The organism is Paracidovorax cattleyae, from assembly GCF_900104515.1.
Lineage (GTDB): Bacteria > Pseudomonadota > Gammaproteobacteria > Burkholderiales > Burkholderiaceae_C > Paracidovorax > Paracidovorax cattleyae.
In genome coordinates this window covers 1-22144 of sequence record NZ_FNJL01000045.1, presented here as the reverse complement: position 1 = coordinate 22144, position 22144 = coordinate 1, and the positions used below count along the sequence as shown (strand labels likewise).

At 68.4% G+C, this 22144-nt stretch carries 25 protein-coding genes and 3 pseudogenes; 19 read left to right on the top strand and 9 right to left on the bottom strand.

Going from position 1 to position 22144, the window contains the following annotated elements; translation table 11 throughout:
* Window positions 1–915 (bottom strand): LysR family transcriptional regulator, encoded by a 915-nt coding sequence (locus BLR05_RS23820; protein WP_092839844.1) that lies wholly within the window; start codon window positions 913–915, stop codon window positions 1–3.
* Between the two features lie 74 nt (window positions 916–989).
* On the opposite strand from BLR05_RS23820, the gene BLR05_RS23815 reads away from it, so the two are divergent.
* From BLR05_RS23815 to BLR05_RS27360, 9 genes are all read left to right on the top strand, one after another.
* Window positions 990–2651: a rhodanese-related sulfurtransferase gene (locus BLR05_RS23815; RefSeq protein ID WP_092839841.1), complete on the top strand. Its 1662-nt coding sequence runs from the start codon at window positions 990–992 to the stop codon at window positions 2649–2651.
* Between the two features lie 201 nt (window positions 2652–2852).
* Entirely contained in the window at window positions 2853–3746 is an 894-nt protein-coding gene (locus BLR05_RS23810) for an ABC transporter permease subunit (protein WP_092839839.1), read from the top strand.
* Window positions 3743–4480 carry an ABC transporter ATP-binding protein gene (locus tag BLR05_RS23805; RefSeq protein ID WP_092839836.1) on the top strand — a complete coding sequence of 246 codons (738 nt, stop codon included), beginning with the start codon at window positions 3743–3745 and terminating at the stop codon, window positions 4478–4480. The genes BLR05_RS23810 and BLR05_RS23805 overlap by 4 nt, the downstream gene beginning before the upstream one ends.
* Window positions 4481–4523: 43 nt before the next feature.
* Window positions 4524–5534: an ABC transporter substrate-binding protein gene (locus tag BLR05_RS23800; RefSeq protein WP_092839832.1), complete on the top strand. Its 1011-nt coding sequence runs from the start codon at window positions 4524–4526 to the stop codon at window positions 5532–5534.
* A 41-nt stretch (window positions 5535–5575) separates the two neighbouring features.
* Window positions 5576–6571: an ABC transporter substrate-binding protein gene (locus BLR05_RS23795; RefSeq protein ID WP_092839829.1), complete on the top strand. Its 996-nt coding sequence runs from the start codon at window positions 5576–5578 to the stop codon at window positions 6569–6571.
* Window positions 6568–7461, top strand: coding sequence for an ABC transporter permease subunit (locus tag BLR05_RS23790; protein ID WP_092839826.1), 894 nt, complete (start codon window positions 6568–6570; stop codon window positions 7459–7461). The genes BLR05_RS23795 and BLR05_RS23790 overlap by 4 nt, the downstream gene beginning before the upstream one ends.
* A 4-nt stretch (window positions 7462–7465) precedes the next feature.
* Window positions 7466–8218 carry an ABC transporter ATP-binding protein gene (locus BLR05_RS23785; protein WP_208606062.1) on the top strand — a complete coding sequence of 251 codons (753 nt, stop codon included), beginning with the start codon at window positions 7466–7468 and terminating at the stop codon, window positions 8216–8218.
* A gap of 52 nt (window positions 8219–8270) precedes the next feature.
* Window positions 8271–9395 carry an LLM class flavin-dependent oxidoreductase gene (locus tag BLR05_RS23780; RefSeq protein WP_092839867.1) on the top strand — a complete coding sequence of 375 codons (1125 nt, stop codon included), beginning with the start codon at window positions 8271–8273 and terminating at the stop codon, window positions 9393–9395.
* A gap of 81 nt (window positions 9396–9476) precedes the next feature.
* A complete protein-coding gene (locus tag BLR05_RS27360) occupies window positions 9477–9647 on the top strand; it encodes a hypothetical protein (RefSeq protein ID WP_230681183.1) in 171 nt (56 codons plus the stop codon).
* Window positions 9648–9718: 71 nt separating this feature from the next.
* Here BLR05_RS27360 and BLR05_RS23770 read toward each other — a convergent pair whose 3' ends face one another.
* Entirely contained in the window at window positions 9719–10408 is a 690-nt protein-coding gene (locus BLR05_RS23770) for a LuxR C-terminal-related transcriptional regulator (protein ID WP_092839820.1), read from the bottom strand.
* The gene (locus BLR05_RS27685; RefSeq protein ID WP_230681182.1) at window positions 10350–10919 is read right to left on the bottom strand and encodes a DUF4189 domain-containing protein; all 570 of its coding nucleotides are present in this window, start codon (window positions 10917–10919) and stop codon (window positions 10350–10352) included. The genes BLR05_RS23770 and BLR05_RS27685 overlap by 59 nt, the downstream gene beginning before the upstream one ends.
* Here BLR05_RS27685 and BLR05_RS27680 point away from each other — a divergent pair.
* Window positions 10869–11129 (top strand): annotated as a pseudogene (locus tag BLR05_RS27680) (hypothetical protein); the annotation flags it as partial. The gene BLR05_RS27685 and the pseudogene BLR05_RS27680 sit on opposite strands and share 51 nt — an antisense overlap.
* 51 nt (window positions 11130–11180) lie before the next feature.
* Here the strand turns inward: BLR05_RS27680 and phaR are convergent.
* Window positions 11181–11720 carry a polyhydroxyalkanoate synthesis repressor PhaR gene (gene phaR / locus BLR05_RS23755; RefSeq protein WP_196289848.1) on the bottom strand — a complete coding sequence of 180 codons (540 nt, stop codon included), beginning with the start codon at window positions 11718–11720 and terminating at the stop codon, window positions 11181–11183.
* A 239-nt stretch (window positions 11721–11959) separates the two neighbouring features.
* Between phaR and BLR05_RS23750 the strand changes: the two genes are divergently transcribed.
* The 4 genes from BLR05_RS23750 (at window position 11960) to BLR05_RS23735 (ending at window position 13945) form a co-directional block, all read left to right on the top strand.
* The gene (locus BLR05_RS23750) at window positions 11960–12430 is read left to right on the top strand and encodes a surface-adhesin E family protein (RefSeq protein ID WP_092839814.1); all 471 of its coding nucleotides are present in this window, start codon (window positions 11960–11962) and stop codon (window positions 12428–12430) included.
* 109 nt (window positions 12431–12539) lie between these two features.
* Window positions 12540–13136, top strand: a complete 597-nt coding sequence (locus tag BLR05_RS23745) for a type 1 glutamine amidotransferase domain-containing protein (RefSeq protein ID WP_092839811.1) — start codon at window positions 12540–12542, stop codon at window positions 13134–13136.
* 16 nt (window positions 13137–13152) lie between these two features.
* On the top strand, window positions 13153–13332 hold the full coding sequence (locus BLR05_RS23740; protein WP_092839808.1) for a hypothetical protein: 180 nt from the start codon (window positions 13153–13155) through the stop codon (window positions 13330–13332).
* An 82-nt stretch (window positions 13333–13414) separates the two neighbouring features.
* Window positions 13415–13945 (top strand): hypothetical protein, encoded by a 531-nt coding sequence (locus BLR05_RS23735; RefSeq protein WP_244160168.1) that lies wholly within the window; start codon window positions 13415–13417, stop codon window positions 13943–13945.
* A 4-nt stretch (window positions 13946–13949) separates the two neighbouring features.
* On the opposite strand, the gene BLR05_RS27845 is transcribed toward BLR05_RS23735, so the two are convergent.
* Window positions 13950–14285, bottom strand: a complete 336-nt coding sequence (locus BLR05_RS27845; protein WP_279616037.1) for an IclR family transcriptional regulator domain-containing protein — start codon at window positions 14283–14285, stop codon at window positions 13950–13952.
* A gap of 105 nt (window positions 14286–14390) precedes the next feature.
* Between BLR05_RS27845 and BLR05_RS27840 the strand changes: the two genes are divergently transcribed.
* The 4 genes and pseudogenes from BLR05_RS27840 to BLR05_RS23710 all read left to right on the top strand — a co-directional run bounded on the left by BLR05_RS27840 (window position 14391) and on the right by BLR05_RS23710 (window position 16654).
* Window positions 14391–14753, top strand: a complete 363-nt coding sequence (locus BLR05_RS27840; RefSeq protein ID WP_491896671.1) for a hypothetical protein — start codon at window positions 14391–14393, stop codon at window positions 14751–14753.
* Window positions 14750–14926, top strand: a pseudogene (locus BLR05_RS23720) (hydroxymethylglutaryl-CoA reductase, degradative); the annotation flags it as partial. The gene BLR05_RS27840 and the pseudogene BLR05_RS23720, both read left to right, overlap by 4 nt.
* Before the next feature lie 129 nt (window positions 14927–15055).
* A pseudogene (locus BLR05_RS23715) lies at window positions 15056–16091 on the top strand (tripartite tricarboxylate transporter permease).
* A gap of 83 nt (window positions 16092–16174) precedes the next feature.
* The gene (locus tag BLR05_RS23710; protein ID WP_092839802.1) at window positions 16175–16654 is read left to right on the top strand and encodes an OsmC family protein; all 480 of its coding nucleotides are present in this window, start codon (window positions 16175–16177) and stop codon (window positions 16652–16654) included.
* A 279-nt stretch (window positions 16655–16933) separates the two neighbouring features.
* On the opposite strand, the gene BLR05_RS23705 is transcribed toward BLR05_RS23710, so the two are convergent.
* From BLR05_RS23705 to BLR05_RS23690, 3 genes are all read right to left on the bottom strand, one after another.
* On the bottom strand, window positions 16934–17215 hold the full coding sequence (locus BLR05_RS23705) for a hypothetical protein (RefSeq protein WP_092839799.1): 282 nt from the start codon (window positions 17213–17215) through the stop codon (window positions 16934–16936).
* Window positions 17216–17584: 369 nt separating this feature from the next.
* Window positions 17585–19765, bottom strand: coding sequence for a methyl-accepting chemotaxis protein (locus BLR05_RS23695; protein ID WP_244160167.1), 2181 nt, complete (start codon window positions 19763–19765; stop codon window positions 17585–17587).
* A gap of 168 nt (window positions 19766–19933) precedes the next feature.
* The gene (locus BLR05_RS23690; protein ID WP_092839796.1) at window positions 19934–20443 is read right to left on the bottom strand and encodes a hypothetical protein; all 510 of its coding nucleotides are present in this window, start codon (window positions 20441–20443) and stop codon (window positions 19934–19936) included.
* Between the two features lie 116 nt (window positions 20444–20559).
* On the opposite strand from BLR05_RS23690, the gene BLR05_RS26205 reads away from it, so the two are divergent.
* Window positions 20560–21801 (top strand): hypothetical protein, encoded by a 1242-nt coding sequence (locus BLR05_RS26205; RefSeq protein WP_143016000.1) that lies wholly within the window; start codon window positions 20560–20562, stop codon window positions 21799–21801.
* 154 nt (window positions 21802–21955) lie between these two features.
* On the opposite strand, the gene BLR05_RS27345 is transcribed toward BLR05_RS26205, so the two are convergent.
* Window positions 21956–22144: hypothetical protein (locus BLR05_RS27345; protein ID WP_244160166.1), on the bottom strand; the 189-nt coding region annotated here is incomplete at its 5' end.

Sequence of the window (22144 nt, the reverse complement as noted above, 5' to 3'; positions counted from 1 at the left end):
TCAGGCCGCCGATGCTGCCGCCGACCCGCGGCCCAGCTGACGCACGATGCTGGCGGCAAAGTCATCCACCGGGGCCTGCAAGCGTCCCGGCGCCTTGCCATGCATCAGCCACAGTTCGACCTCGGGTTTGAAGTCCGACACCGTGACGACATCCAGCCGGTCGGTGAAGCCGCTGCGCTCGAACAGGGGCAGCGGCAGGAGGCCCAGTCCCACGCCCTGCTCGACGCTGCGCAATTGCAGGTCGCGGGTGTAGGTGTCCAGGCGCACGCGCAGCGGCAGGCCTTTTTCGATCAGTGCGCGCTGCAGGCCGGCGCGAAAGCCGCAGCCGTCCGGGTTCAGCACCCAGCCGGCATCGCCGCATTCGGCCAGCCGGTAGCTGCGCTTCTTCCAGATGCCCCGCGCGCCCAGGACTACCAGACGGGTGCGCTGCAGCATCCTGCCCTCGACATTGCGCGGCAGCAGCTTGCCGCTCCCCTGGAACACCACGGCCGCGTCCAGTTCGTCCGATCCGATGCGCTCGGCCAGTTGGGCGCTCCAGCCGGTGCTGACCTGTGGTGCCAGGTCAGGCCACTGGCGGCGCAGGTCGGCCAGCAGGGGCAGCAGGCTCAGTTCGCCCAGTCCCTGCGTGAGACCCAGGCGCAGCCCGCCCGAGGGAGGCAAATCCGCCGCCGCCAGTTCGCGGACCGTATCGACCGACTGCAGCACGGCCCTGCAGGGCTCGTACAGGCGCTGGCCCAGCACGGTCGGGCGCAAGGGCTTCGTCTGCCGGTCGAACAGCGCCGCGCCCAGGTCGCTCTCGAATCCCTGCACCCGCCGCGTCAGGATCGGCTGCGGCACGCCCAGTTCCTGCGCGGCCCGGCTGAGCGACTGGCTGCGCACCACCGCGACGAAAGCCTCGATGTCTTCTATTCTCATGCGAATAACGTATATAAGAATGAACAAATAATTCCTATCCATCATATCCCCAGCCACTCGCCGAAGTCTTCCACATGACCGATACCGCCACCCCCGACCAGCCGGCCGCCGCCCACCCGGCGTCCATCCCGGTGCAGCAACCCGCCGCCGTGCGCCAGGCGCTGCTCGAACGCAGCGAGATCGCATTGATCGACCTGCGCGAGGAAGACCCGTATGCCCAGGAACATCCGCTGTGGGCGGCCAACCTGCCGCTGTCCCGGCTGGAGATCGAGGCATGGGACCGCATCCCGCGCCGTGACACGCCCATCGTGCTGTTCGGCGTCCACGCCGGCCAGGATCTCGTGCCCCTGGCCGCGCAGCGCCTCGCCGCCCTGGGCTATACCCGCGTGCATGCCCTGGCGGGCGGGCTGGACGGCTGGAAGGCCGCCGGCGGCGAAGTCTTCCGCGACGTCAACGTGCCCAGCAAGTCCTTCGGCGAATGGGTGGAACACCACCGCGGCACGCCCTCGCTGTCCGCCGAGCAGGTGCAGGCGCTGATCGACGGCCCGGCCGACGTCGTCGTGGTGGACGCGCGCCGTTTCGACGAATACCGCACCATGAGCATTCCCGGCGCCACCAGCGTGCCCGGCGCCGAACTGGTGCTGCGCATCGCCGAGCTGGTGCGGAACCCGGCCACGCAGGTCATCGTCAATTGCGCCGGCCGAACGCGCAGCATCATCGGTACGCAGTCGCTCGTGAATGCCGGCATCCTCCCCAACCCCGTGGCGGCCCTGCGCAACGGCACCATCGGCTGGCTGCTCGCCGGCCAGGTGCTGGAACATGGCGCCACGCGTGCCGCGCCGGCAGTATCGGCCGCGACCCTGGCCACCGCCCGCGACCGCGCCCAGGCCGTGGCCCGCGCGGCCGGAGTGCGCCGCACCTCCCTGGCCGGACTGGCGGACCTGGCGCGAGCCGGCCGTACGGTGTATCGCCTGGATGTCCGCACGCCCGAAGAATACGAGGCCGGCCACCTGCCCGGCTTCGCCAGCGCGCCCGGCGGCCAGTTGGTGCAGGAGACCGACCACCACGCCTCGGTGCGCGGCGCGCACATCGTGCTGGACGACAGCGACGGCGTGCGCGCGCCCATGACCGCTTCCTGGCTGGCGCAGATGGGCTGGGATGTGCACCTGCTGGAAGGCGTCGAGGCCGCGGCGCGCAGCGACACGGGCGCCTGGAAAAAGCCGCTGCCGGCGACACCTCCCGCACGCACGGTCGACGCGCAGACGCTGGCCGGCTGGCTGGAGTCCGCACGCGACGACCCGTCCGCGTTGCAGGTGCTGGACTTCACTTCCAGCGCCAATCACGTGAAGGGCCATGTGCCCGGCGCCTGGTTCGCCATCCGCGCCCAGGCCGCCGATGCGCTGCGGGCCGTGCCGGCCGCCCGGCGCTACGTCGCCACCTGCGGCAGCAGCCTGCTGGCGCGCTTCGCCGTGCAGGACCTGCAGGCCGCCCTGAAGGCCGCGGGCAGCGATGCCGAAGTGCTGGTGCTGGACGGTGGCAACGCCGCCTGGGCCGCCGCCGGCCTGCCGCTGGAAACCGGCGATGCCCGCCTGGCCAACCCGCGCACCGACCGCTACCGCCGCCCCTACGAAGGCACGGACGCACCGCGGGAGGCCATGCAGGCGTACCTGGACTGGGAATTCGGCCTGGTGGAGCAACTGCAGCGCGACGGCACGCACCACTTCACCGTGATCTGACGGGCGGGCCAGGCGCGCCGGCGCCCGCAATCAACGGCCGAACCCTTGGGTTGCGGCCGTTTTTCATCGGGTTTCGGTGACGGGAGGCGGTAGCGAAATGCCCATCGAAACATGTAATTTTTCTATGTTTTCTCGATTTTATTATTTCATATAAGGATGATTACGCCATAACCTGCGGATTCGTTTCCAACGGCGAAGACCATGTCCTCCATCCCAACGCTCACCCGTGCGCCGCTGTTGCCCGGCGCCGCCGCCGTCGCCGCGCCAGCCGTCCCTTCCGCTTCTTCCGCCCTGGCACGCCCGCGCACGGTACGCCGGCTGGGCCCCAGGACCCTGCTGGCCATTTCGTGGCTGGTTCCGGCCCTTCTCGTGATGGTGTGGGAGGTCCTGGCACGCGGCGGCGAACTCTCGCCCCAGGTGCTGCCCGCGCCGAGCAAGGTCGCCACCACCGCATGGCAGCTCGTCCAGGACGGCCGCCTGATCAGCGACCTCGGCACCAGCCTGCTGCGCGCGGCGGCCGGCTTCGCCATCGGCGGCAGCATCGGCTTCATGCTCGGCACGGCCGTCGGCTTCTCGCGCCTGGCCGAGGCCCTGCTGGACCGCAGCATCCAGATGGTGCGTGCCGTGCCCTTCCTGGCGGTGCTGCCGCTGGTCATCGTCTGGTTCGGCGTGGACGAGGGCGGCAAGATCTTCCTGGTCTCGCTGGGCGTGATGTTCCCGATCTACATCAACACCGTGCTGGGCATCCGGCAAGTGGACCCGAAACTGCTGGAACTGGGCAGGGTCACCGGGCTGGACAACGCCCGGCTGATCCGCCGCATCGTGCTGCCCGGCGCCCTCCCCTCCATCCTGGCCGGCGTACGCTATGCGCTGGCGGTGGCCTGGCTGGCCCTGGTGGTGGCCGAGACCATCGCCACCAGTTCTGGCATCGGCTTCCTGGCGATGGACGCACGCGAGTTCCTGCGCACGGACGTCATCGTGCTCACCATCGCCATCTATGCAGCCATCGGCGTGCTGTCGGACGCCATCGCGCGCTGGCTGGAGCGTCGCCTGCTGTCCTGGCACGCCAACTACGCCACCGGAGGCCGCCGATGAGCGCTGCCATCGACCGCAGCGACGGCATCGCCGTGGCGGTGCACGCCCTCGTCCGGCGCTACGGAGAGCGCACCGTGATCGACCGCCTGGACCTGCGTATCCGGCGCGGCGAATTCGTGGCCCTGCTGGGCGAGAGCGGATGCGGCAAGACCACGCTGCTGCGCGCCCTGGCCGGCCTGGACGCCGTGGATGGCGGGCGCATCGATGGCCCGCGGCAGCCCGCGGTGGTTTTCCAGGAACACCGCCTGCTGCCCTGGGACAGCCTGTGGCGCAATGTGTCGCTGGGGCTGGACGGGCGCACCGGCCGCGCGCTGGCGCAGGCCGCGCTCGCCGAGGTGGGCCTGGGCGACCGCATGGACGACTGGCCGCGCAACCTCTCCGGAGGCCAGGCCCAGCGCGTGGCGCTGGCAAGGGCGCTCGTGCGCGAGCCGCGCCTGCTGCTGCTCGACGAGCCCTTCGCCGCGCTCGACGCGCTCACCCGCATCCGCATGCACGGCCTGGTCAAGCAGTTGGTGGCGCGCCACCGGCCCGGCGTGCTGCTGGTGACGCATGACGTGGACGAAGCCGTGGCCCTGGCCGACCGGGTGCTGGTGATGCGCGAAGGCGCCATCGCCGGCGAGTATCCCGTGTCCGCCCAGGCCAGAACCCACCACGCGCATCCCGACGCGGTGGCGCTGCGCGAACGCCTGCTGGCCGAGCTCGGCGTGGGCACCTGCGCACTGGCCGGCGCCTGACTGCCGGCATCCCCGCCTTTCGACCCTGCAACTTCCTGACCCCATGTCCCTCGACGCCTTCGACACGCCCTCCCGCCGCAGCCTGCTGCAGACCGCCCTGCTGGGCGCCAGCGCCGCCGCCGTCCTGCCCGTTGTGGCGCAAGGCAGCACGGCCCGCAAGGCCGGCCGCCGTACCGACACGGTGCGCCTGGGCTGGGGCCGCGGCGGCCTGCCCCTGCTCGCCAAGGTGCGCGGCGACTTCGAGCGGCAGCTCGCCAGGGATGGCATCCAGGTCGAGTGGATCGGGCCCTTTCCCAACCACGCGCCCTCGCTGCAGGCGGTCACCGGCGGCAGCGCCGACTTCGGCTTCGGTGGCAGCACCACGCCCGCGCTGGCCGCCATGATCGCCGGCTCGCCGCTGGTCTTCACCCAATTCGCCGTGGTGGAACCGCGCAGCACGGCCATCATCGCGAAGGACGGCTCGGGCATCGACAAGGTGAGCGACCTGGTGGGCAGGTCGGTGGCGGTCAACCGCTCCGGCCTGGGCGAATTCCTGCTGGTCGCGGCGCTGGAAAAACACGGTATCGACCGCAGCAAGGTGCGCTTCGTGTACCTCAACCCGCAGGATGCCGGCCCGGCCTTCTCGCAGGGAAAGATCGACGCCTGGTCGATGTGGAGCCCGGCGGTGGATATCGCGCGCTCCGAATACAAGGCCCACGACATCTTCTTCGAGGGCCGCGACCTCGACTTCCTGATCGATTTCAACTCCTACGTCACCTCGCGCAGGTTCTCCGAAGACAACGCCGACATCGTGCGGGCCGTCAACGCCGCCTACGCCCAGGAAGCCCGGTGGGCCAGCGCGCATCCGCTGGAGGCCGAGACCCTGGCCCAGAAGGAGGCCGAATACAGCGACGCGGTGCGCGACCGGCAGGCCGGCTACAAGCGCCGCTGGGACGTGCACGGCGTGAACGACACCGCCTTCCTGCAGAAGTTCCAGCAGGCCGCCGACTGGCTGTCCGAGCGAAAGATCCTGCCGCAGAAGGTCGAGGTGAAGGACCACCTCGCCCGCATCTGACCTTTCGTACGCTTCCTTCAACGCCTGTTCAGGATCCTTCCATGACCGCACCCTGCCTCCCCGGCGGCCTGTCGCGCCGCACCCTCCTGCAGTGGGGCGCGGCTGGCGCCGTGTCGCCGCTGCCGGCCCTCGCCCAGCCCGCCCCCGACCTGCGCCGCGTGACCCTGCGCGTGGGCGACCAGACCGGCGCATCGCGCGGCCTGCTCCAGGCAGCGGGCCTGCTGGACGACGTGCCCTACCGGATCGACTGGTCCACGTACGCGGCGGCGGTCAACCTGCACGAGGCGCTGAAAGCGAATGCCGCCGATATCGGCAGCGCCAACGACTCGCCCACCGTCAGCGCCATCGCCGGGGGCTCGCGCATCCTGGCAGTGGCCAGCTGGACCAACGGCGGCAAGGGCACCTCGCTGCTGGTGCGCAAGGACAGCCCCATCCAGTCGGTGGCCGAACTGCGCGGCAAGACCGTCTCGCCGACCACGCGCGGCAGCGTGGCGCACTTCACCACGGTCGGCATCCTCAAGCAGGCCGGCATTGCGCCGGACGAGGTGAAGCTGGCCTTCCTCAACCCGAACGACGCCAGCGCCGCCTTCGGCAGCGGCAGCATCGACGCCTGGGCCATCTGGGGCATCTTCCGCGCACGCACCATCGGTGCGCTGGGCGCGCGGGTGCTGCACGACGGCGTGGGAATCAACAGCGGCCAGTCGGTGCTGAGCGCCACGCGCAGCGCAGTCGCCGATCCGGCCAAGCGCGCAGCCATCGCACATTTCGCGCAGCTCACCGACCAGGGCTACGCGTGGGCACGCGCCAACCCGGATGCCTACATCGACTGGTACTCGGCCTTCAGCAAGCAGGACAGAGCGGTCGTCGCCTCGCTGTACGAAGAAAACGCGGCCTACCGCCGCGTGCCCCTGGACAGCACTTTCGTGGCCCGCCTGCAGCGCACCCACGCGGTGTGGGTCGAGGCCGGCGTGCTCAAGGGCGGAATCGACTTCGACCAGTACGTGTACCGCGACCTGCCCATGGCGGCCGTGTCATGAACACCATCGATGCCGCCCTGCCGCACGCGGCGCCCGTCCGGGAAGCACGGCCGGCCCCCGCCGCCGCGCTGGTGCCCCGGGGCACCATCGAACTGCAGCGCATCCTGCCCGCGTCCACCCGCCGGCGCGGCGTGCCGCGCATCGTGCGTCGCTCCTTCGGGCCGCTGCTGCTGGTAGCTTGGTGGTACGCGCTCTCGGCCAGCGGCCTGCTGCCGGCCGAGGTGCTGGCAGGGCCGCAGACGGTGGTGTCGTCGGCCGCCGCCCTGTGGGCCTCCGGCGAGCTGCCGGACGCCATCGCCATCTCGCTGCAGCGCGCCCTGCTGGGGCTGGCCATCGGCGGCACCATCGGCACCGGGCTGGCCGTGCTGTCCGGCCTCACGCGCCTGGGCGAAGATCTGATCGACTCGGTGATGCAGATGCTGCGCACCGTGCCCAATGTGGCGCTGATCCCGCTGCTCATCATCTGGTTCGGCATCGGCGAGGAGCCGAAGGTGGCACTGATCGCCCTGGCCACCGCCTTCCCGCTGTACCTGAACGTCTATGCCGGCATCCGCAACGTGGACCAGGCGCTGGTCGAGGCCGGCCGCACGCTGGGCCTGTCACGCCCGGGCATGGTGGTCCACGTGGTGCTGCCGGGTGCGCTGCCCAACGCTTTGGTGGGCCTGCGCTACGCGCTCGCGGTGTCCTGGCTGGCGCTGGTGTTCGGCGAGCAGATCAATGCCACTGCGGGCGTCGGCTACCTCATGGGCACCGCCCGGGAGATGTTCCAGACGGACGTCATCGTGGTGTGCCTGGCGGTGTACGCCCTGCTGGGCCTGGCGGTGGACCTGGTGGTGCGCCTGCTCGAGCGGGTGTTGCTGGCCTGGCGCCCCGCGTTCGATGGAGCCTGACGCCATGGCGGACCACGCTTCCCCGCTGGCCGTCAGGGTGCGCGGCCTCACCCGGCGATTCGGCGAGCGTGCCGTCATCCGCGAGCTGGACCTGGACGTGAAGCCCGGCGAGTTCGTGGCGCTCATCGGCCGCTCCGGTTGCGGCAAGAGCACCCTGCTGCGCATCCTCTCCGACCTGGACCACGACATCGAAGGCAGCGTCGAAGTGCCCGTGCGCCGCGCCGTGGCTTTCCAGTCGCCGCGGCTCATGCCCTGGAAGCGCGTGTGGCGCAACGTCGCCCTGGCCCTGCCCGGTCCGCCCGACCGGGTGCGCGCGTACGCCGCGCTGGAGGAGGTGGGCCTCGCGCACCGCGCGCAGGCCTGGCCCAAGGTGCTGTCCGGCGGCGAGGCGCAACGTGCCTCCCTGGCCCGCGCCCTGGTGCGCGAGCCCGACCTCATGCTGCTCGATGAACCCTTCGGCGCGCTGGACGCCCTGACCCGCGCCAAGGCCCAGGACCTGGTCAAGGAATTGTGGCAGCGCCACCGCCGCGCCATCCTGCTGGTGACGCACGACGTGGAAGAAGCCCTGCTCCTGGCCGACCGCGTGCTGGTGATGGACGAGGGCGTCATCCGGCACGAACTGCGCGTCGGGCTGGCGCATCCGCGCTCGGTGGAGGACCCGGGCTTCAACGCCCTGCGCGTGCGCCTGCTGGGCTGGCTGGGCGTCGGGCACGCGGCCACAGCGCACGGCACCGCCGAGGCTCCGTCCCATGCCTGACGCCTTCATCCCCCAGGACCCCGACCCCCACCCTACCCAGGAGATCCGCGACATGTCCCTCGAATTCATCGGCTACATCGGCACCCAGCACAGTTCGGAAATCATCGACGCGCCCCGCTCCGGACTCGACCTGGCGCACGTCGAGCGCACCGCCCGCGCCCACGAGGAAGGCGGTTTCGATCGCGCCCTGGTGGCTTTCCATTCCACCTCGCCGGAGAGCATCCTGGTGGCGCAGCACGCTGCGTCGGTGACGAAGACACTGGGTTTCATGGTGGCGCACCGGCCGGGCTTCACCCAACCGACGCTGGCTGCGCGCCAGCTGGCCACGCTGGACCAGATCACCGGCGGCCGCTCGGCGGTGCACATCATTACCGGCGGCAACGAGTTCGAGATGCAGCAGGACGGCAGCTTTATCGACAAGGACGAACGCTACGCCCGCACCGACGAATACCTGGATGTCGTGCGCAAGGTGTGGACCAGCGACCAGCCGTTCGACCACGAAGGCCGCTTCTACCGCCATGCACAGGCCTTCTCGCACGTGCGCTCGCCGCAGCGTCCCCATATCCCGGTGTACTTCGGCGGCGCATCGGACGCCGCCATCCAGGTGGCAGGCAAGCACGCCGACGTGTATGCGCTGTGGGGCGAGACCCACGAGCAGGTGCGGGAGACCGTGCGGCGCGTACGCGAAGCCGCAGCCCGCCACGGCCGCACGGTGCGCTTCAGCCTGTCGCTGCGCCCCATCCTGGCCGGCACCGAGGCTGCCGCCTGGGCCCGGGCCGACAGCATCCTGGAGCAGGCCCGCGAACTGGCCACGCGCCAGGGCAGGCTGCACAGGCCGGTGCCCGCCAATGTCGGCTCGCAACGCCTGCTGGCTGCCGCCGCGCAGGGCCCGCGCCTGGACAAGCGCCTGTGGACCGGCATCTCGGCATTGCTGGGAGCACAAGGCAACTCGACCGCTTTGGTCGGCACGCCGGAACAGGTGGCCGACGCGCTGCTGGACTACCGTGACCTGGGCATCAGCACCTTCCTGATCCGCGGTTTCGACCCGCTGGCCGATGCCATCGCCTACGGCCGCGACCTGCTGCCGCTGGTGCGCGCGCAGGCCGCGATCCGCCCGGATCTGTCCCACGTCGCTTCTGCCAACGCCAGCCAGGGCGCCGATGCCGTCGCAGCCTGACCGCATGCGCTTCACCTCCACCCATTGGGGCGTGTACCGCCCGGTGGTCGTCCAGGGCCGCCTTGCCGGCATAGCCGCACCATGGTCAACGTGGTCTACGCGCTGCAGCGCGCGCGCCACGGCGAGCAGCCCTTCTGGATGGCGATGACACTGGCCGCGCTGCTCGATGCGGTGGACGATTTCATTCCCGTGGACCGTCCAGGCCCGGCACTCCGACATCGTACTGCCCGCCACCACGGCACTGGAGCGTGACGACATCGGCAGCGCCGGCAGCCTGGACAAGCATGGCAACGCCAACCTCGTCGGCACTGGGGCCAGCGAAATCAGTCCTCGCCGACGCGGACGCCCCGCAGCTTGGCGATGAGTTCCACCCGGTTGCGGGCCCCCAGCTTCTGCAGGATGGCCGTGAGGTGCTCCTTCACGGTGTGCTCCGAAAGATGCAGGGCGTTCGCAATGGGCTTGTTCGGCATGCCGTCGAGCACGCGCATCAGGATGTCGCCCTGCCGCGGCGTGAGCCCCAGGTCCGCCGGCGCCAGCTGTATGTCGAGGGGTCCGGCCGGTCCATTGAACGGGCCGGCATCCAGCGTCGTCGTGCAGGAGTCGAACCAGACATCGCCGCGGAGCAACGCCGTCACGGCAGCGTGGAAGGTCTCGGGTGGCTCCCGCTTGTGGATAAAGCCGTGCGCGCCGCTCGCACGGGCCTTCAGGGCGATCGCCGGGTGGTCGTCCTCGCTGACGACCAGGACACGGCTTCGGGGTGACATCGCAAGCAGCTTGTCGACGAGCGGGGTGGCGGGGCCGTCAGCGAGCCAGAAGTCCACCAGCGCCAGGATGGGCGACCCGTGCGATGCGACGACACGCAGCGCCTCCACAGCATCGAAGGCATGGCGGGCACTGGTGATCCCGGGATGCAGTCCGATGAAGTCGGCCAGGCCCTGGGCGACGAGAGGGTGGTCATCGATGACGAGCGCGTAGCTGGCGGGGACCAAACGGGTGAACGGAGACAGGGACATCGTGTGCATTCGGCCGGTGCAGCCGAATCGACAAAATGCAACGCGACAGAGGGCTGGAGCGTAACCGCCACCTCCTTGATTCCTTGCGAAAACCCCTTCCGCCACCCAGGATGGAACGTACGTGACTGCCAGCGGCCCGGCTATCGGCTATGCCAGATGGAACATGCCGCGCTCGGAAACTCCTGAAGACCGGATCAGAACACTCGGAAAGCCCACTCTGCATTCGCCCTTCCCCGGCTTCGCACACCGGACTTTGCCCAGGCTCACGGCTTCCGGCGGTTGCAGTGGTCTGAAAAACTCCGCCGCTGCCATCTCTCAGGGCCACCAGCGCGACACACTGGTTCTGGTAGGTGAATTCCACCTTGCAGTCACGAGTGCCTGCGACCTTGCAGTTGTCCAGCGCTTGCGTTCGAACTGGATCGCCGCGTGATCGTGGAAGCCGCGACGCCCGGCAAGCCCCGTGAGATCGAGGTCGGCATTCTCGGCAACGACGATCCCCAGGCCTGCCCAACTGCCCCCCGCCATTGCCAGCCGTGCCCTGGCCCTGCAGGCATTTTCCGCACTGGATTGCGCGGGCCTGGCACGCGTCGATTTCTTCTACCCCGACCGCACCGGCGAGCTCTTCCTGAACGAGGTGAACACCATGCCAGGCTTCACCCGGACATCCATGTACCCGGAGCTCTGGCGCGCAGCAGGCATGGGCTACGCCGAACTGGTGTCGCGCCTGATCGAGCTGGCACTGGAGCGCCGCCAGCCGGCCCCGTCCGGGCCTTCAGCGCTTGAGGCCGAAGGCGCTCAGCATCTGCTCGGTCTGCTTCTGCATCTGCTCCTGCATCTGCGTGAACATGGCCTGCGACTGGTCGCGGTACTGGCCCACCATGCCCTGGTAGAGCGGCGATTGCGGGTTCATGAACTGCGTCCACATCTCGGGCGTGAAGCCCTTCGACTGCTCCGCCATGCGTGCCTGGAAGTCCGAGAACATCTGCACGTTCTTCTCCAGGTAGGCGCCCATGAAGCCCTGCATGGCGTGGCCATAGAAGCGGATGATGTTGGCCAGCACGGTCTCGGTGAACATGGGTGCGCCGCCGGCCTCCTCTTCCAGGATGATCTGCAGCAGGATGCTGCGCGTCAGGTCCTCGCCGGTCTTGGCGTCGCGCACGGCCACTTCCTCGCCGTCGATGACGAGCTGCTTGACCTCCGCCAGCGTGATGTAGGTGGAGGTGGAGGTGTCGTAGAGCCGGCGGTTCGGATACTTCTTGACGACCCGCTGCGGGCTGCGGGGCGAGGGGGATTCGGACGGGGTATCGGACACGGCAGGCTCCTTGCGCACCTGGAGCCAGGAATGGCCCCAGAACTTTTCGTTATGGCTGTGTACCCGATTCTAGGGAGGGGGGCACAGCCGGGCCGCAAAGGAATACCCTGACGCGGCGACGGGATCACATCCGGAGCCATTCCGCTGTGCGGCATGTGGCCCATCCATGCCTTAAGATGGGCTGCCCCATCCTTTCCACCGGCACCCATTCCGGAGGCTCCTTGCTCCCACCCCTGTGCATGGCCCTGTTGACCGCCGCGCTGCCCGCCAGCGCGGGATTCGTGCAGCCCGCGCCTGCTCAGCCGTCCCCGGCGGCGAGCGCCGCACAGCTGGCCGGGGGCGCCCGCCGCAACGAGGAGTGGCTCACCATCCACGGCTTTCCCGAGGTGCCCGATGGCGATCTGGTGCAGATCAATCCGACCGCGCAGCCCTGGCAGGACCAGGTCGCGGTGGATCTGCGCGTATCGCGCAGCGCCATGCGCATGAACTACCGCAACGTGCCCTACCGGTCCTACCAGGGCATGGCCGTGTTCGATTGCGTGCGCCGCAAGGGCTGGTACCTCTCGCTGCAGTATTACCAGGAGCCGCTGTGGCGTGGCCCCGTCACCGCCCGGCTCGACTTCCGCGAGCATGAGGCGCCGGTGACCTTTGCGGGCGTCCCGGGCGACCCTGCCGACAAGCTCGTCCGCGCCGCCTGCCGCAATCGCTAGCCGCAACGGCCCGCCCGCCCATGCCCACGGGCATCGTCGCCATCGGCCGACAGGCGAGCCTGCGCCCGGTGCCTAGATTGGAAGCTTTCACCTTTCCAGGAGCTTTCCCATGGCATCTCCCTCCAACGGACCTTCCGCTTCCGCATCCACCCGGGGCCGCCGCATCGCCCTGCTCGTCACCGACGGCTTCGAGCAGGCCGAGCTGGCCGGCCCCCGCGACGCCCTGAAGGGCGCCGGGTACGAGGCGCTGATCGTGGCCCCGAAGCCGGGCCAGGTCCAGGGCTTCAACCACGTGGACAAGGCCGACCGTTTCGATGTCGACCAGACGCTGGACCAGGCATCGCCCGATGCGTTCGACGCGGTCGTGCTGCCCGGCGGCGTGGTGAACGCGGACGAGCTGCGCACCAATGAACAGGCCCGGGCCTTCGTGCAGGCGATCGACCGCGCGGGCAAGCCGGTGGCCGTGATCTGCCACGGCGCGTGGCTGCTGATCGACGCGGGGCTCGTCAAGGGCAAGACCCTGACCAGCTGGCCCAGCCTGGCCACCGACCTGCGCAATGCGGGCGCCCAATGGGTGGACCGGCCCGTCCAGGTCGAAGGCCGGTGGATCAGCAGCCGCAAGCCCGACGACATCCCGCAATTCAACGAACAGATCCTGAAGACGCTCCAGCGGGGCGCCGGCACGGAACGCGAAGCCCGCAGCTGACCCCGGGAGGCACACCATGGTGACCCAGCCCGACTCCCCCGACGGCAGGCCCCGCAAGGATCCGGACCGCCCCAGCCCCACCTTCGTGGAAACCGACGACCGCCGCAGCATCGATAAGAAGCCCCACCCGCCCTCGCACGGCGAGGCAGCGGAGCCGGACCGGAAAGAAACCCGCCCGGACGGCCTCACAGACTGAAACGGTGCTGCCGCCGCCCCGGCCTATCATCGTCCCGCCATTCGAAGAGGCCCGCGCGCCGGGCCCCGTCCAGGGAGGGACCATGCCACCGTTTCGACCAGCGCCGCCGGCCCGCGCGGCGCGCGCCATGCACCACGCCATCCTCGCCGCCGCGCTGGCCTGCCTGGCCGCGCCGGGCGGCGCCCAGCCGGTCTATCGATGCGGCAACGCCTACGGCGAGCAGGCCTGCGAAGGCGGCCGCGTGGTGGACACCGCCCCGCAGGTCATCGCTTCCGGGCCTGCACGGGGGACCGCCACCGTCTATCTCTGCCGCGCCCGGGCCGGCGGGAGGTTCTGGACGCCCCGGCACTGCCATGAGCACGGAGCCTGGGTGGACCGCACCGAGACCGTCCCGGCAGGCATGCGGTGGGAAGACCAGCGCGCCGCCGCCATCGCCCAGCGCAAACAGATGGCCGCACTCGCGGCGCCCGCGCCCCGCCCGCGCGGGGCCCAGGGCCCGCGGCGTTCGCCTCGCCCGGAAGACCCTGGCGACGCCTGCGGCAGACAGGAGACGGCCGCCGGCGATCGGCACGCGCCGCGCCCCCGCGGCCGCCAGGCCAGGGCACGTTGCTGAGCGTTCAGGCGGCCTTGCGGAACAGCTGCAACGCACTGCTCGCACTGGCGACCAGCTCCGCAGTCTGCAGGAGATGCGGGCTCACCTGTTCCATGCGCTCCGGCGTCAACCGGACCAGCGGCCCCGCCACCGTCACCACGCCGATGGCCACGCCGGAGGCATCGCGGATGGGCGCGGCCATGGCGGACATCCCGGGCGGGAACATGTCGGAGATCATGCTGTAGCCGCGCTGGCGCGCCTGCTTCAAGAATTTCATCGTGTCCTCGATGGTCCTGGGCGCGTCGGGACCATGGTCCTGCGCACTGAGGCGACAACGGCTCCGGGCCGCCGGCCCCGCCACTGACACCGAACTCCGCGGCCGCGGACCTGAAGGAAGTGCTGCACGCCCGGTGACAAGGACTTCCCCAAGGTCGGAGGCAATCCCGGCAACCAGAACTATTCGGAGCTGGCCAGGATCGACAGGAAGTCGGTGGGCAGCCTGGGCGGCGCCTGGCTGAACCGCATCGAACGCGGCCTCACCACCGGCACCAACCAGAGCACCACGGTCGTCGTCGATGGCGTGCTCTACCCCGAGCCGGCGCTGGGCAAGGTGATCGCCGTCGATGGCAAGACCGGGGCCACGAAATGGAAGTGGACCACGCCCTACGGCGGCATCACCCGGCGCGGAGCGGCCGTCGCCAAGGACCTGGGCCCGGTCTGCACCGCGGCGGCCGGCAACCGGCGGGTGGCGCTCAAGGAGCGGGCGCACCTGGGCGTCGATGCCCTCATGGACCACGCCTGCAATGGCACCGGCGGGCCGGCCGGGTGACCCCCGATTCACCGCGCGGCGCGATGATCGTCCTGCACCTGGTCGTGGACGTGCGCGACGCCATGGGCGCCAACACCGTCAACACCATGGCCGAGGCCGTGGCCCCGCTGGTGGAGGAGATCACCGGCGGCACGGTGCGCCTGCGCATCCTGTCCAACCTGGCCGACCTGCGGCCCGTGGTGGTGCAGGAGCTCAAGGAATTGAAGCTCTACGACCTGTTCGAGCAGAACGCACAGGCCACGCAGGACACGCGGCGCGCGGCCCCAGGCCGCGCGCCGCGCTGAAGACGGGGAGCGCACGGCATGGATCCGCAACTCCTCAACGACATCGCCGTCGCCGTCGCCGTCGCGGCCGCCATGGGGCTGGTCGGCGCCGTGGTGTTCGCCGCCATCGGACTGGTCTCGGGCACCGACGAGACCACCACGCTCGCGCCGCTCACGCTGCTGGTGCTGCTGCTGGGCGTGCCGCACATCGCCCTGCGCAAGATGGTCTCGGGCGCCATCGTGGCGGCCTTCGTGGCCGTGCCGCTGGCCGTGCTGTTCGCCGTCATGCTGGCGCCGTTCGGCGCCGCCATCACCAAGACGGCACCCTGGATCTTCCTGGCCGCCGCACTGCTCATCGCCTATTTCTCGGCCGGACGCTGGGCCTCGGTGGCACTGCTGGTGCCCTTCGGGGTGGTCATCATCGCGCTGCAGGCCCTCACGGCGAAATACCAGGTCAAGCTCAGCATCAGCTACTTCCTGGGCATCGCCATCGGGCCGCTGATCGCCGACCTGTTCACGGTGATCGCGCCGGCCGGCCGCCAGCGCATGCTGCGCGAGCCGGTGCGCCAGTTCAACCTCGCGCCGGACGTGAAAGGCTGGTCGGGCTACTTCCCCAACCCGCTGCGGGTAATGGACCGCGTGCAGACCCGCTGGACGCTGCTCACCGCCACCATCTCCAGCGCCACCTTCGTCTTCAGCCCCGTGGCCATGACCGTGGTGCTGGGCGAACTGGTGGGCTCGCGCATCAAGCACGCCTACCACCGCCTGACCACGGTGCTGAGCGCGCGCAACGGCGTGACCGAGGCCACCTACATCGCCGCGGCGCTGATCCCGCAGATCGCCTTCGGCCTGCCGCTCGGCCCCGTGGCCGCCGGCCCGGCCGCGCCGCTGTTCAACGCACCGCCGCGCTTCACCGTCGATGCCGCCACCGGCCAGACTGGGCCTGCTCGTGATCCTGACCATGGGCCTGATGGGGGGGCTGCTGTCGCGCCATTTCGGGTTCAACACCGGCGTGCAGTTCATGGGCTACTACACCGCGGTGCTCAGCGTGCCGGCGCTGGTCAAACTGTTCTGAAGCCTGCCCCGGGCCCCTGCAGCGATGGTCCGACCCTACACTGGCGGACCATCGCAACCCCGCGGAGAGAGAAAGAAAAGCCCATGGCAGCACACACCGCCACCGTCGCCTGGCAGCGCGGCACGGACGATTTCCTGGACAGGCGCTACCACCGCGCCCACACGTGGCAGTTCGATGGGGGAACCACCGTGGCGGCCTCGTCTTCGCCCCACGTGGTGCCCCTGCCCTATTCCGACGCGGCCGCGGTCGATCCCGAAGAGGCCTACATCGCCTCGCTCTCCAGCTGCCACATGCTGTGGTTCATGGACTTCGCCAGCCGCGCGGGCTACCGCCTCGACAGCTACACCGACGCGGCCACCGGCACCATGGCGAAAAACGAGGCCGGCCAGATCGCCGTGACCCATGTGCAGTTGCGGCCGGTGACACGCTTCGACGCGATGCACGCGCCCACCGCGGAGCAACTGTACGCCCTGCACCACCAGGCCCACGCGTCGTGCTTCCTGGCGAACTCGGTGAAGACACGCATCGATTGCAAGCCGGTGCTGGAAATCAGCGGAAATTAAAAAGCCCTCTTTCGAGGGCTTTGCTTTTAGGCAGGAAGGGAAACATCCGTCCTGATGGCTGGCGCATTTCCCGTCGGACTTCCGGTAGCCAGGCCCGCCACGCGAACCGCAGCCACCCCGGCTTCCTCCGCCCCCCCGCGCCGCCCGTGAAAGAAGCCCGGCCACGGGTACGGCCCTGTCCACCGCCGCGTGACGAACCTCCGCCGCCTCGCCGGCCTCGCGCAGCCGCCTCACCAGCCACGGCACCCAGGAGCGCAGCCATCAATGCAGAGCGGCGCTTCATGGCTCTTTCGTCCCTTCTTTGCCGGTGTGTGGGTTCACATTGCCCTTCGTGCTCCAGTTGTCCAGCCTGGTACCGTTCGGATTGGTGGCGTGGCTCGGCGCCACATGGGTGCCGTCCTTGCGGGTGTAGCCGCTCACCGGGTGGCTGGAGCCGTGGCTGCCGCTGGAACCGGCGCTGTGATGGCTGCCGGAATGGCCGCCACCGTGGCCCCCGCCACCTTTGGCGATGGCGAAGGAGCACAGCGACAACGCCGCGATCAGGAACAGGGATTTCTTCATGTTGTGTTTCCTCTCACGCCGAGATGGGCGCGAAGGCATCCTGCAAGGAAACATTCAGCAACACAAGGGCGGCGCGTCAAAGCAGTTTCACGTACTGCCGGTTGCCCGTCAGCGCGACCGAAATGGTGCCGGAACCCACCGACAGGAACTGCCCGGTGCCGCCCGCACCGCCATATTGCGACGCGGCAGCCCGGTTGCCCGACGTGGCCGTGTAGTCGCCGATGGCCCGGGTGCCCGATGCACCGATCGGGCCGGCGGACAGGAAGCGCTCGACCGTGGCGCAGGTGCTGCGGTGTCGGAAGAACGCCTCAACCGCAAGCTGAGGCGCCCTCCCTTGGCCCGGCCGGAGAGAGGGAGAGGGAAAAGGCGTCAGGCCGGCAGGTGCCGCAAAGACCCGGAACTGCCAGGCAGGCGGAATACCGAGACCGCGCCCACCAGTTGCTCGGCCTGTGCCTTGAGGCTGGACGCTGCCGCCGCACTTTCCTCGACCAGCGCGGCATTCTGCTGCGTGGCCTGGTCCATCTGCGTGACGGCTTCGCCGACCTGCGACACCCCGTCGCTCTGCTCGCGCGTGGCGATGCTGATCTCCGAGACGATGGCTGCCACCTTCTGGATGAGCTCCATCGCGGCCTGCACGGCGGAGCCCGCCTGCTCCGCCTGCTGCGATCCGTCCTGCACCCGGTGGGTGCTGGTGGCGATCAGTTCCTTGATGTCCTTGGCAGCCGAGGCGCTGCGCTGGGCCAGGCTGCGCACCTCGCCGGCCACCACGGCGAACCCGCGCCCCTGCTCGCCGGCGCGCGCAGCTTCCACCGCCGCGTTCAGCGCGAGGATGTTGGTCTGGAACGCGATGCCGTCGATCAAACCGATGATGTCGGCGATGCGCCGCGAGGCCTCGTCGATGGAGCGCATGGTGCCCACCATCGTGTCCACCGCCTCGCCGCTGCGCGCCGCGGCCGACGCGGCATCCTGCGCCAGCGCGCTGGCCTGCCGGGCATTGTCGGAGTTCTGGCGCACGGTGGAGCCGAGCTGTTCCATCGATGCCGCGGTCTGCTCCAGGGCCGAGGCCTGCTCCTCCGTACGAGAGGACAGGTCGAGGTTGCCCTGCTCGATCTCGGCGCTGGCCGTGGCCACGCTTTCCGCGTTGGCGCGCACCCCGCCGACCACCTGCGACAGGCTGTTGCGCATACCGGCCAGGGCCTGCATAAGCTGCGCGGCCTCGTCGCGGCCCCGGGGCGCGATGGACATGGTCAGGTCGCCGGAGGCCACGCCCTGTGCGATCACCACGGCCTCCCGGATGGGACGGGTGATCAGGCGCGTGATCCACCAGGCCAGGGCCACCGCGATGGCCACGGCCGCCGCCACGAGGCCCGCCAGCGTCCACACCGCGCGGCCATAGACGGTGCGCACGTTCTGCTCGGCGATATCCGCGGACTTGCGGTTGAAATCGGCGAGCGTTCCCAGGGCGCCGGCCATGGCATCGAAAGCCTGCTCCGACTCCCCGAAGAACATCCGGGTCGCCTCGGCCCGCGCATCGGGCGGCAGCGCGAGCAGCCGGGCCTGCGCCTTCGCATAGGCATCGCGCGCCGCGCGGTACTCGCCGAACAGGCGCTGCTCCTCGCCCGGCGTGACGAGGGGGACATAGACCTGCTCGGACTCCGCGAACTGGGCCATGCGGTGCGCCAGTTCCTCCCGGCGCTTCGCCGTGGTCTCGTTCGGCTCCGCCAGGAACAGTTCGCTCTCGGTGCGGCGCACGCGGTTGGCCGCGGTACGGGCATTGCCGATCGCCTGCACGCTCGGCAGCCAGTTGGTGGCGAGGTCTTCGGCGCCGGCCTGGATGGTGCGCATCTGCATCCACGCGGCCAGGCCCATGGCCAGAGTCAACGCGGTCGTGAGGGCGAAGGCAATGGCCAGCTTGAGGCCGATGCGGAGGTGGTGGAGGTTCATGGCGCAGGTCCGGGAGGTGATGTGGCTATTGGGAAACCGGGTACCTGAATGGATGCTGACTTGGCGATGGAACATGGCTATGGTGGCATCAGGGTTCTGCAGTTTCCGGAGGGTGGAACCCTGCCGTGACTTCACCGGGCATTGGGTCAGCGGGGTCGGTGCCACCCAAGCGAGACAATGTCCAGCGTGATGGCAGGTCGCATCACCCATGGGCATCGCCGGCAGCAGTGGCACTGCGACGCCCCAGGTGTAGCCCGACTCGGCGCGCACGCGGCCCTGCAGCTCACCCAGCGGATCATCCACCGGGCGGCGGTAGGCGCGCTCGAATTCCTGCCGCTCCTGCGGCGTGAGCCGATCCGGGGTGGCCGGCGCCTCGGCAGCGCCAGGCGCAGCACCATCGGCCTCGGCCGGCCCGGCGGACGCGGCCCGCGCGGTGGCCACCAGCTCGGCGGCTTCGCGCTCCACGAAGTGCTGCACATGGGCCGGCATGCCGCCGCCCTCCAGCCGGGCCAGCAGCTCCACTGCGTTGCGCCGCGTGTCGCCGCTCGAGCGCTGTGCGACAGCCCGCAGTTCCTTCAGCAGGTTGCCGCCCTGGGGCGATCCCAAAGCGCCGGCTTCTTCGGACTGGGCTGCTGCACCCGCAGGCGTGGCTTCGGGCTGCGGCGCCGGCTGCTTCCTCCGGCGTCTCGCCGATGGCCTCCAGCTCCTCCTCGCGCGCAGCGGCACGCTCCACGCGCTCCGCCAGCACCGCACGCTCGGCCTTCTGCTCGGCGCTCAGGCCCACGCTTCCGACGATGACTTCCAGCTCCGCCAGCCGCGTGACCGCCGCGGCCGTGTCGGCAGTGTCAGCCGCCGGGCCCGGGCGCCGTGCGGGCTGATCGGGCAGAGAGTAGGGGAGCATGTCTTCGGCAGGCGTGCCGTAGGCTTTCGCTGCGGCCACGCCTGGTCCACGATGAAATCCTGGTTCGCCTGCGCGATCTGGGCGTCCGCGTCGGCGACCTTGCGACGCATGGCCTCGCTCTGCTTCCCGCGCCAGTGGTCCGCGTTGTCCCGGAAGAACGCCGCGACACCAGAATGGGGCGCGAACAGGTGGGGCACAGCCCCGGCGTTGTTGTTCACGCCCTCGGCCAGCTGCACCACGGTATCGGTCGCCGCCTCGCCCCAGGTACGCTCTGCGGGTTTCTTGGGCTGGGGCTTGAAGCAGGCCATCTCGAAAAGGTCGGAGCCGCCACCGGCCGCGGCATGGTCATCACCTCGCGCCATCGCGAGCAAATCCTGGGGCATAGACACACCTTTGAAGTGAACCCCAGAAGGCTGGCAGGCCTGGTACGGTCTTTGGAAGCCCTGCTATAGTATTTCAGCTGTTATAAATTTCTAGCGTTCGCGAATTTGGAAATGATGTGAAAAGAGTTCTGAATATCCTTTTGATCGCTTGTTTTATTTCCTTAATCCACGGATGCGCAGTCCAAGACGCGGCCCAAAAAGCATCTCAGAAAGCCACACGCAAATTTCCTGAAATCGAGCGCGTAGACGGAATTTTATTCGATGGGACAAAGTTCCGAATTGAGGCATCTCCGTTCGTACTAGGAGGAAAGCTCTACTATGCTATTCGGACCGAGTCCAAGAAGCCAGAGCTGGTCATTTATGAGAGCCAACCAAAGACAGAAATTGCCAGACTCCCGTTTGACTATGAGTATATAAGTGCCACGGTTAACAATGGCAGGCTTTATGTCTTTGGAACTCTTCATCAACCTGGCCCTATTGGCGGAGGTACAGCGGTTTATATGACAACAACGGAAGACTTAAAACAGTGGACAACGCCTGCTGAAGTCTTTTCCGCTCCACCACATATCAGGATATTCAACACATCCGTGGCGTTTGCAAAAAGCAAGGCTGTGATGGCATACGAAACAATCGGCCCATCTATCGGATTTACCATTCGCTTTTCCACCACCGACCAATTGGTGAGAAAAAAATTCTCTCCAACTGGTGGCACACTTCACCCAGAACGGTATGCCGCAGCGCCAACGATAAAATACTCGAACGGTATTTTCTATGTCTTGTATCTGCGAGCAATTGGTTCTCCAACAGTATTCAAAACTTATGTTGCGCGCACAACCGATTTGGTGAATTTTACCTTGATTTCTTCCGCTGAATCATCTGATGGAACAGGTATTTCACGGCAACTGCCTCTGTTGGAACCCGCACCCAGAGAGGGGATAAATACATCGGATGTGGATTTAGTTGAATATGAAGGCGAAACCGTCATGCTGTATGCTGACGGCAATCAAGGCAACTGGCACGATGTAAGAATGGCCAAGTTCTCTGGTTCGCTGGACCGTTTTATGATTCAGCACTTTGACGCCGGGTCGGAGTTTCAATTGGGAAATTCACAGTTCCGGCCGACGACACAGCAAGTCGATAGAATTTTTAAGTTTCTGGAAGTGGGCGCCAGTTACTTTTTCGACGCACCAGTAGAAATATCATCAGCACCCGATGGCACGGTTGTTAGAAAATATAAAAGCGGAGTTATTGCAAAGTACGAGGCAGGCAGATTATTCTATCGTGCAGAAGGGCAGGAATGGCTGCCCATCGGAAGTGCATCGGATTTTCTCCCAGCTCTTGAAGAGAATGGGTTCTAAGAGGGTGTAGACGAAATCAACTGGCCTGAACATTGCGAGTGATCTGCCCTAGATGCAGGAGATGGCAATGACGGAGTACAGGTCTGGCGATGGCGAGAAGGTAGTTAACCGAGGCGGCAGACCTGGGGCGTTGACGCCGCAACACATCCTGCTTTTACGCGAGATCGTTTCCCGGATGCCGCATGCGACGCTCGATGAACTCGCTGCCGAGCTCGGTCATCTTGGCGGGGTGCATGTCTGCACGGCAACCATCCGCAGGACGCTGCGTGCGCAAGGCGTCGTGCGCTCCATGCCAGCGCGGCAGGCCCGAAGTGAGTCCGTCAAGCCAGTTGCCCCGGTCACC

Excerpts from the sequence above, each read along its gene's own strand:
- BLR05_RS23780 (WP_092839867.1), top strand. The coding sequence starts at position 8,271 with ATGTCCCTCGAATTCATCGGCTACATCGGCACCCAGCACAGTTCGGAA.
- BLR05_RS23800 (WP_092839832.1), top strand. The coding sequence starts at position 4,524 with ATGTCCCTCGACGCCTTCGACACGCCCTCCCGCCGCAGCCTGCTGCAG.
- BLR05_RS23745 (WP_092839811.1), top strand. The coding sequence starts at position 12,540 with ATGGCATCTCCCTCCAACGGACCTTCCGCTTCCGCATCCACCCGGGGC.
- BLR05_RS23815 (WP_092839841.1), top strand. The coding sequence starts at position 990 with ATGACCGATACCGCCACCCCCGACCAGCCGGCCGCCGCCCACCCGGCG.
- BLR05_RS23785 (WP_208606062.1), top strand. The coding sequence starts at position 7,466 with ATGGCGGACCACGCTTCCCCGCTGGCCGTCAGGGTGCGCGGCCTCACC.
- BLR05_RS23810 (WP_092839839.1), top strand. The coding sequence starts at position 2,853 with ATGTCCTCCATCCCAACGCTCACCCGTGCGCCGCTGTTGCCCGGCGCC.
- BLR05_RS23705 (WP_092839799.1), bottom strand. The coding sequence starts at position 17,215 with ATGAAGAAATCCCTGTTCCTGATCGCGGCGTTGTCGCTGTGCTCCTTC.
- BLR05_RS23690 (WP_092839796.1), bottom strand. The coding sequence starts at position 20,443 with ATGCCCCAGGATTTGCTCGCGATGGCGCGAGGTGATGACCATGCCGCG.
- BLR05_RS23735 (WP_244160168.1), top strand. The coding sequence starts at position 13,415 with ATGCCACCGTTTCGACCAGCGCCGCCGGCCCGCGCGGCGCGCGCCATG.
- BLR05_RS23805 (WP_092839836.1), top strand. The coding sequence starts at position 3,743 with ATGAGCGCTGCCATCGACCGCAGCGACGGCATCGCCGTGGCGGTGCAC.
- BLR05_RS23740 (WP_092839808.1), top strand. The coding sequence starts at position 13,153 with ATGGTGACCCAGCCCGACTCCCCCGACGGCAGGCCCCGCAAGGATCCG.
- BLR05_RS23770 (WP_092839820.1), bottom strand. The coding sequence starts at position 10,408 with ATGTCCCTGTCTCCGTTCACCCGTTTGGTCCCCGCCAGCTACGCGCTC.
- BLR05_RS27360 (WP_230681183.1), top strand. The coding sequence starts at position 9,477 with ATGGTCAACGTGGTCTACGCGCTGCAGCGCGCGCGCCACGGCGAGCAG.
- BLR05_RS23750 (WP_092839814.1), top strand. The coding sequence starts at position 11,960 with ATGGCCCTGTTGACCGCCGCGCTGCCCGCCAGCGCGGGATTCGTGCAG.
- BLR05_RS23710 (WP_092839802.1), top strand. The coding sequence starts at position 16,175 with ATGGCAGCACACACCGCCACCGTCGCCTGGCAGCGCGGCACGGACGAT.
- BLR05_RS23820 (WP_092839844.1), bottom strand. The coding sequence starts at position 915 with ATGAGAATAGAAGACATCGAGGCTTTCGTCGCGGTGGTGCGCAGCCAG.
- BLR05_RS23790 (WP_092839826.1), top strand. The coding sequence starts at position 6,568 with ATGAACACCATCGATGCCGCCCTGCCGCACGCGGCGCCCGTCCGGGAA.
- BLR05_RS23795 (WP_092839829.1), top strand. The coding sequence starts at position 5,576 with ATGACCGCACCCTGCCTCCCCGGCGGCCTGTCGCGCCGCACCCTCCTG.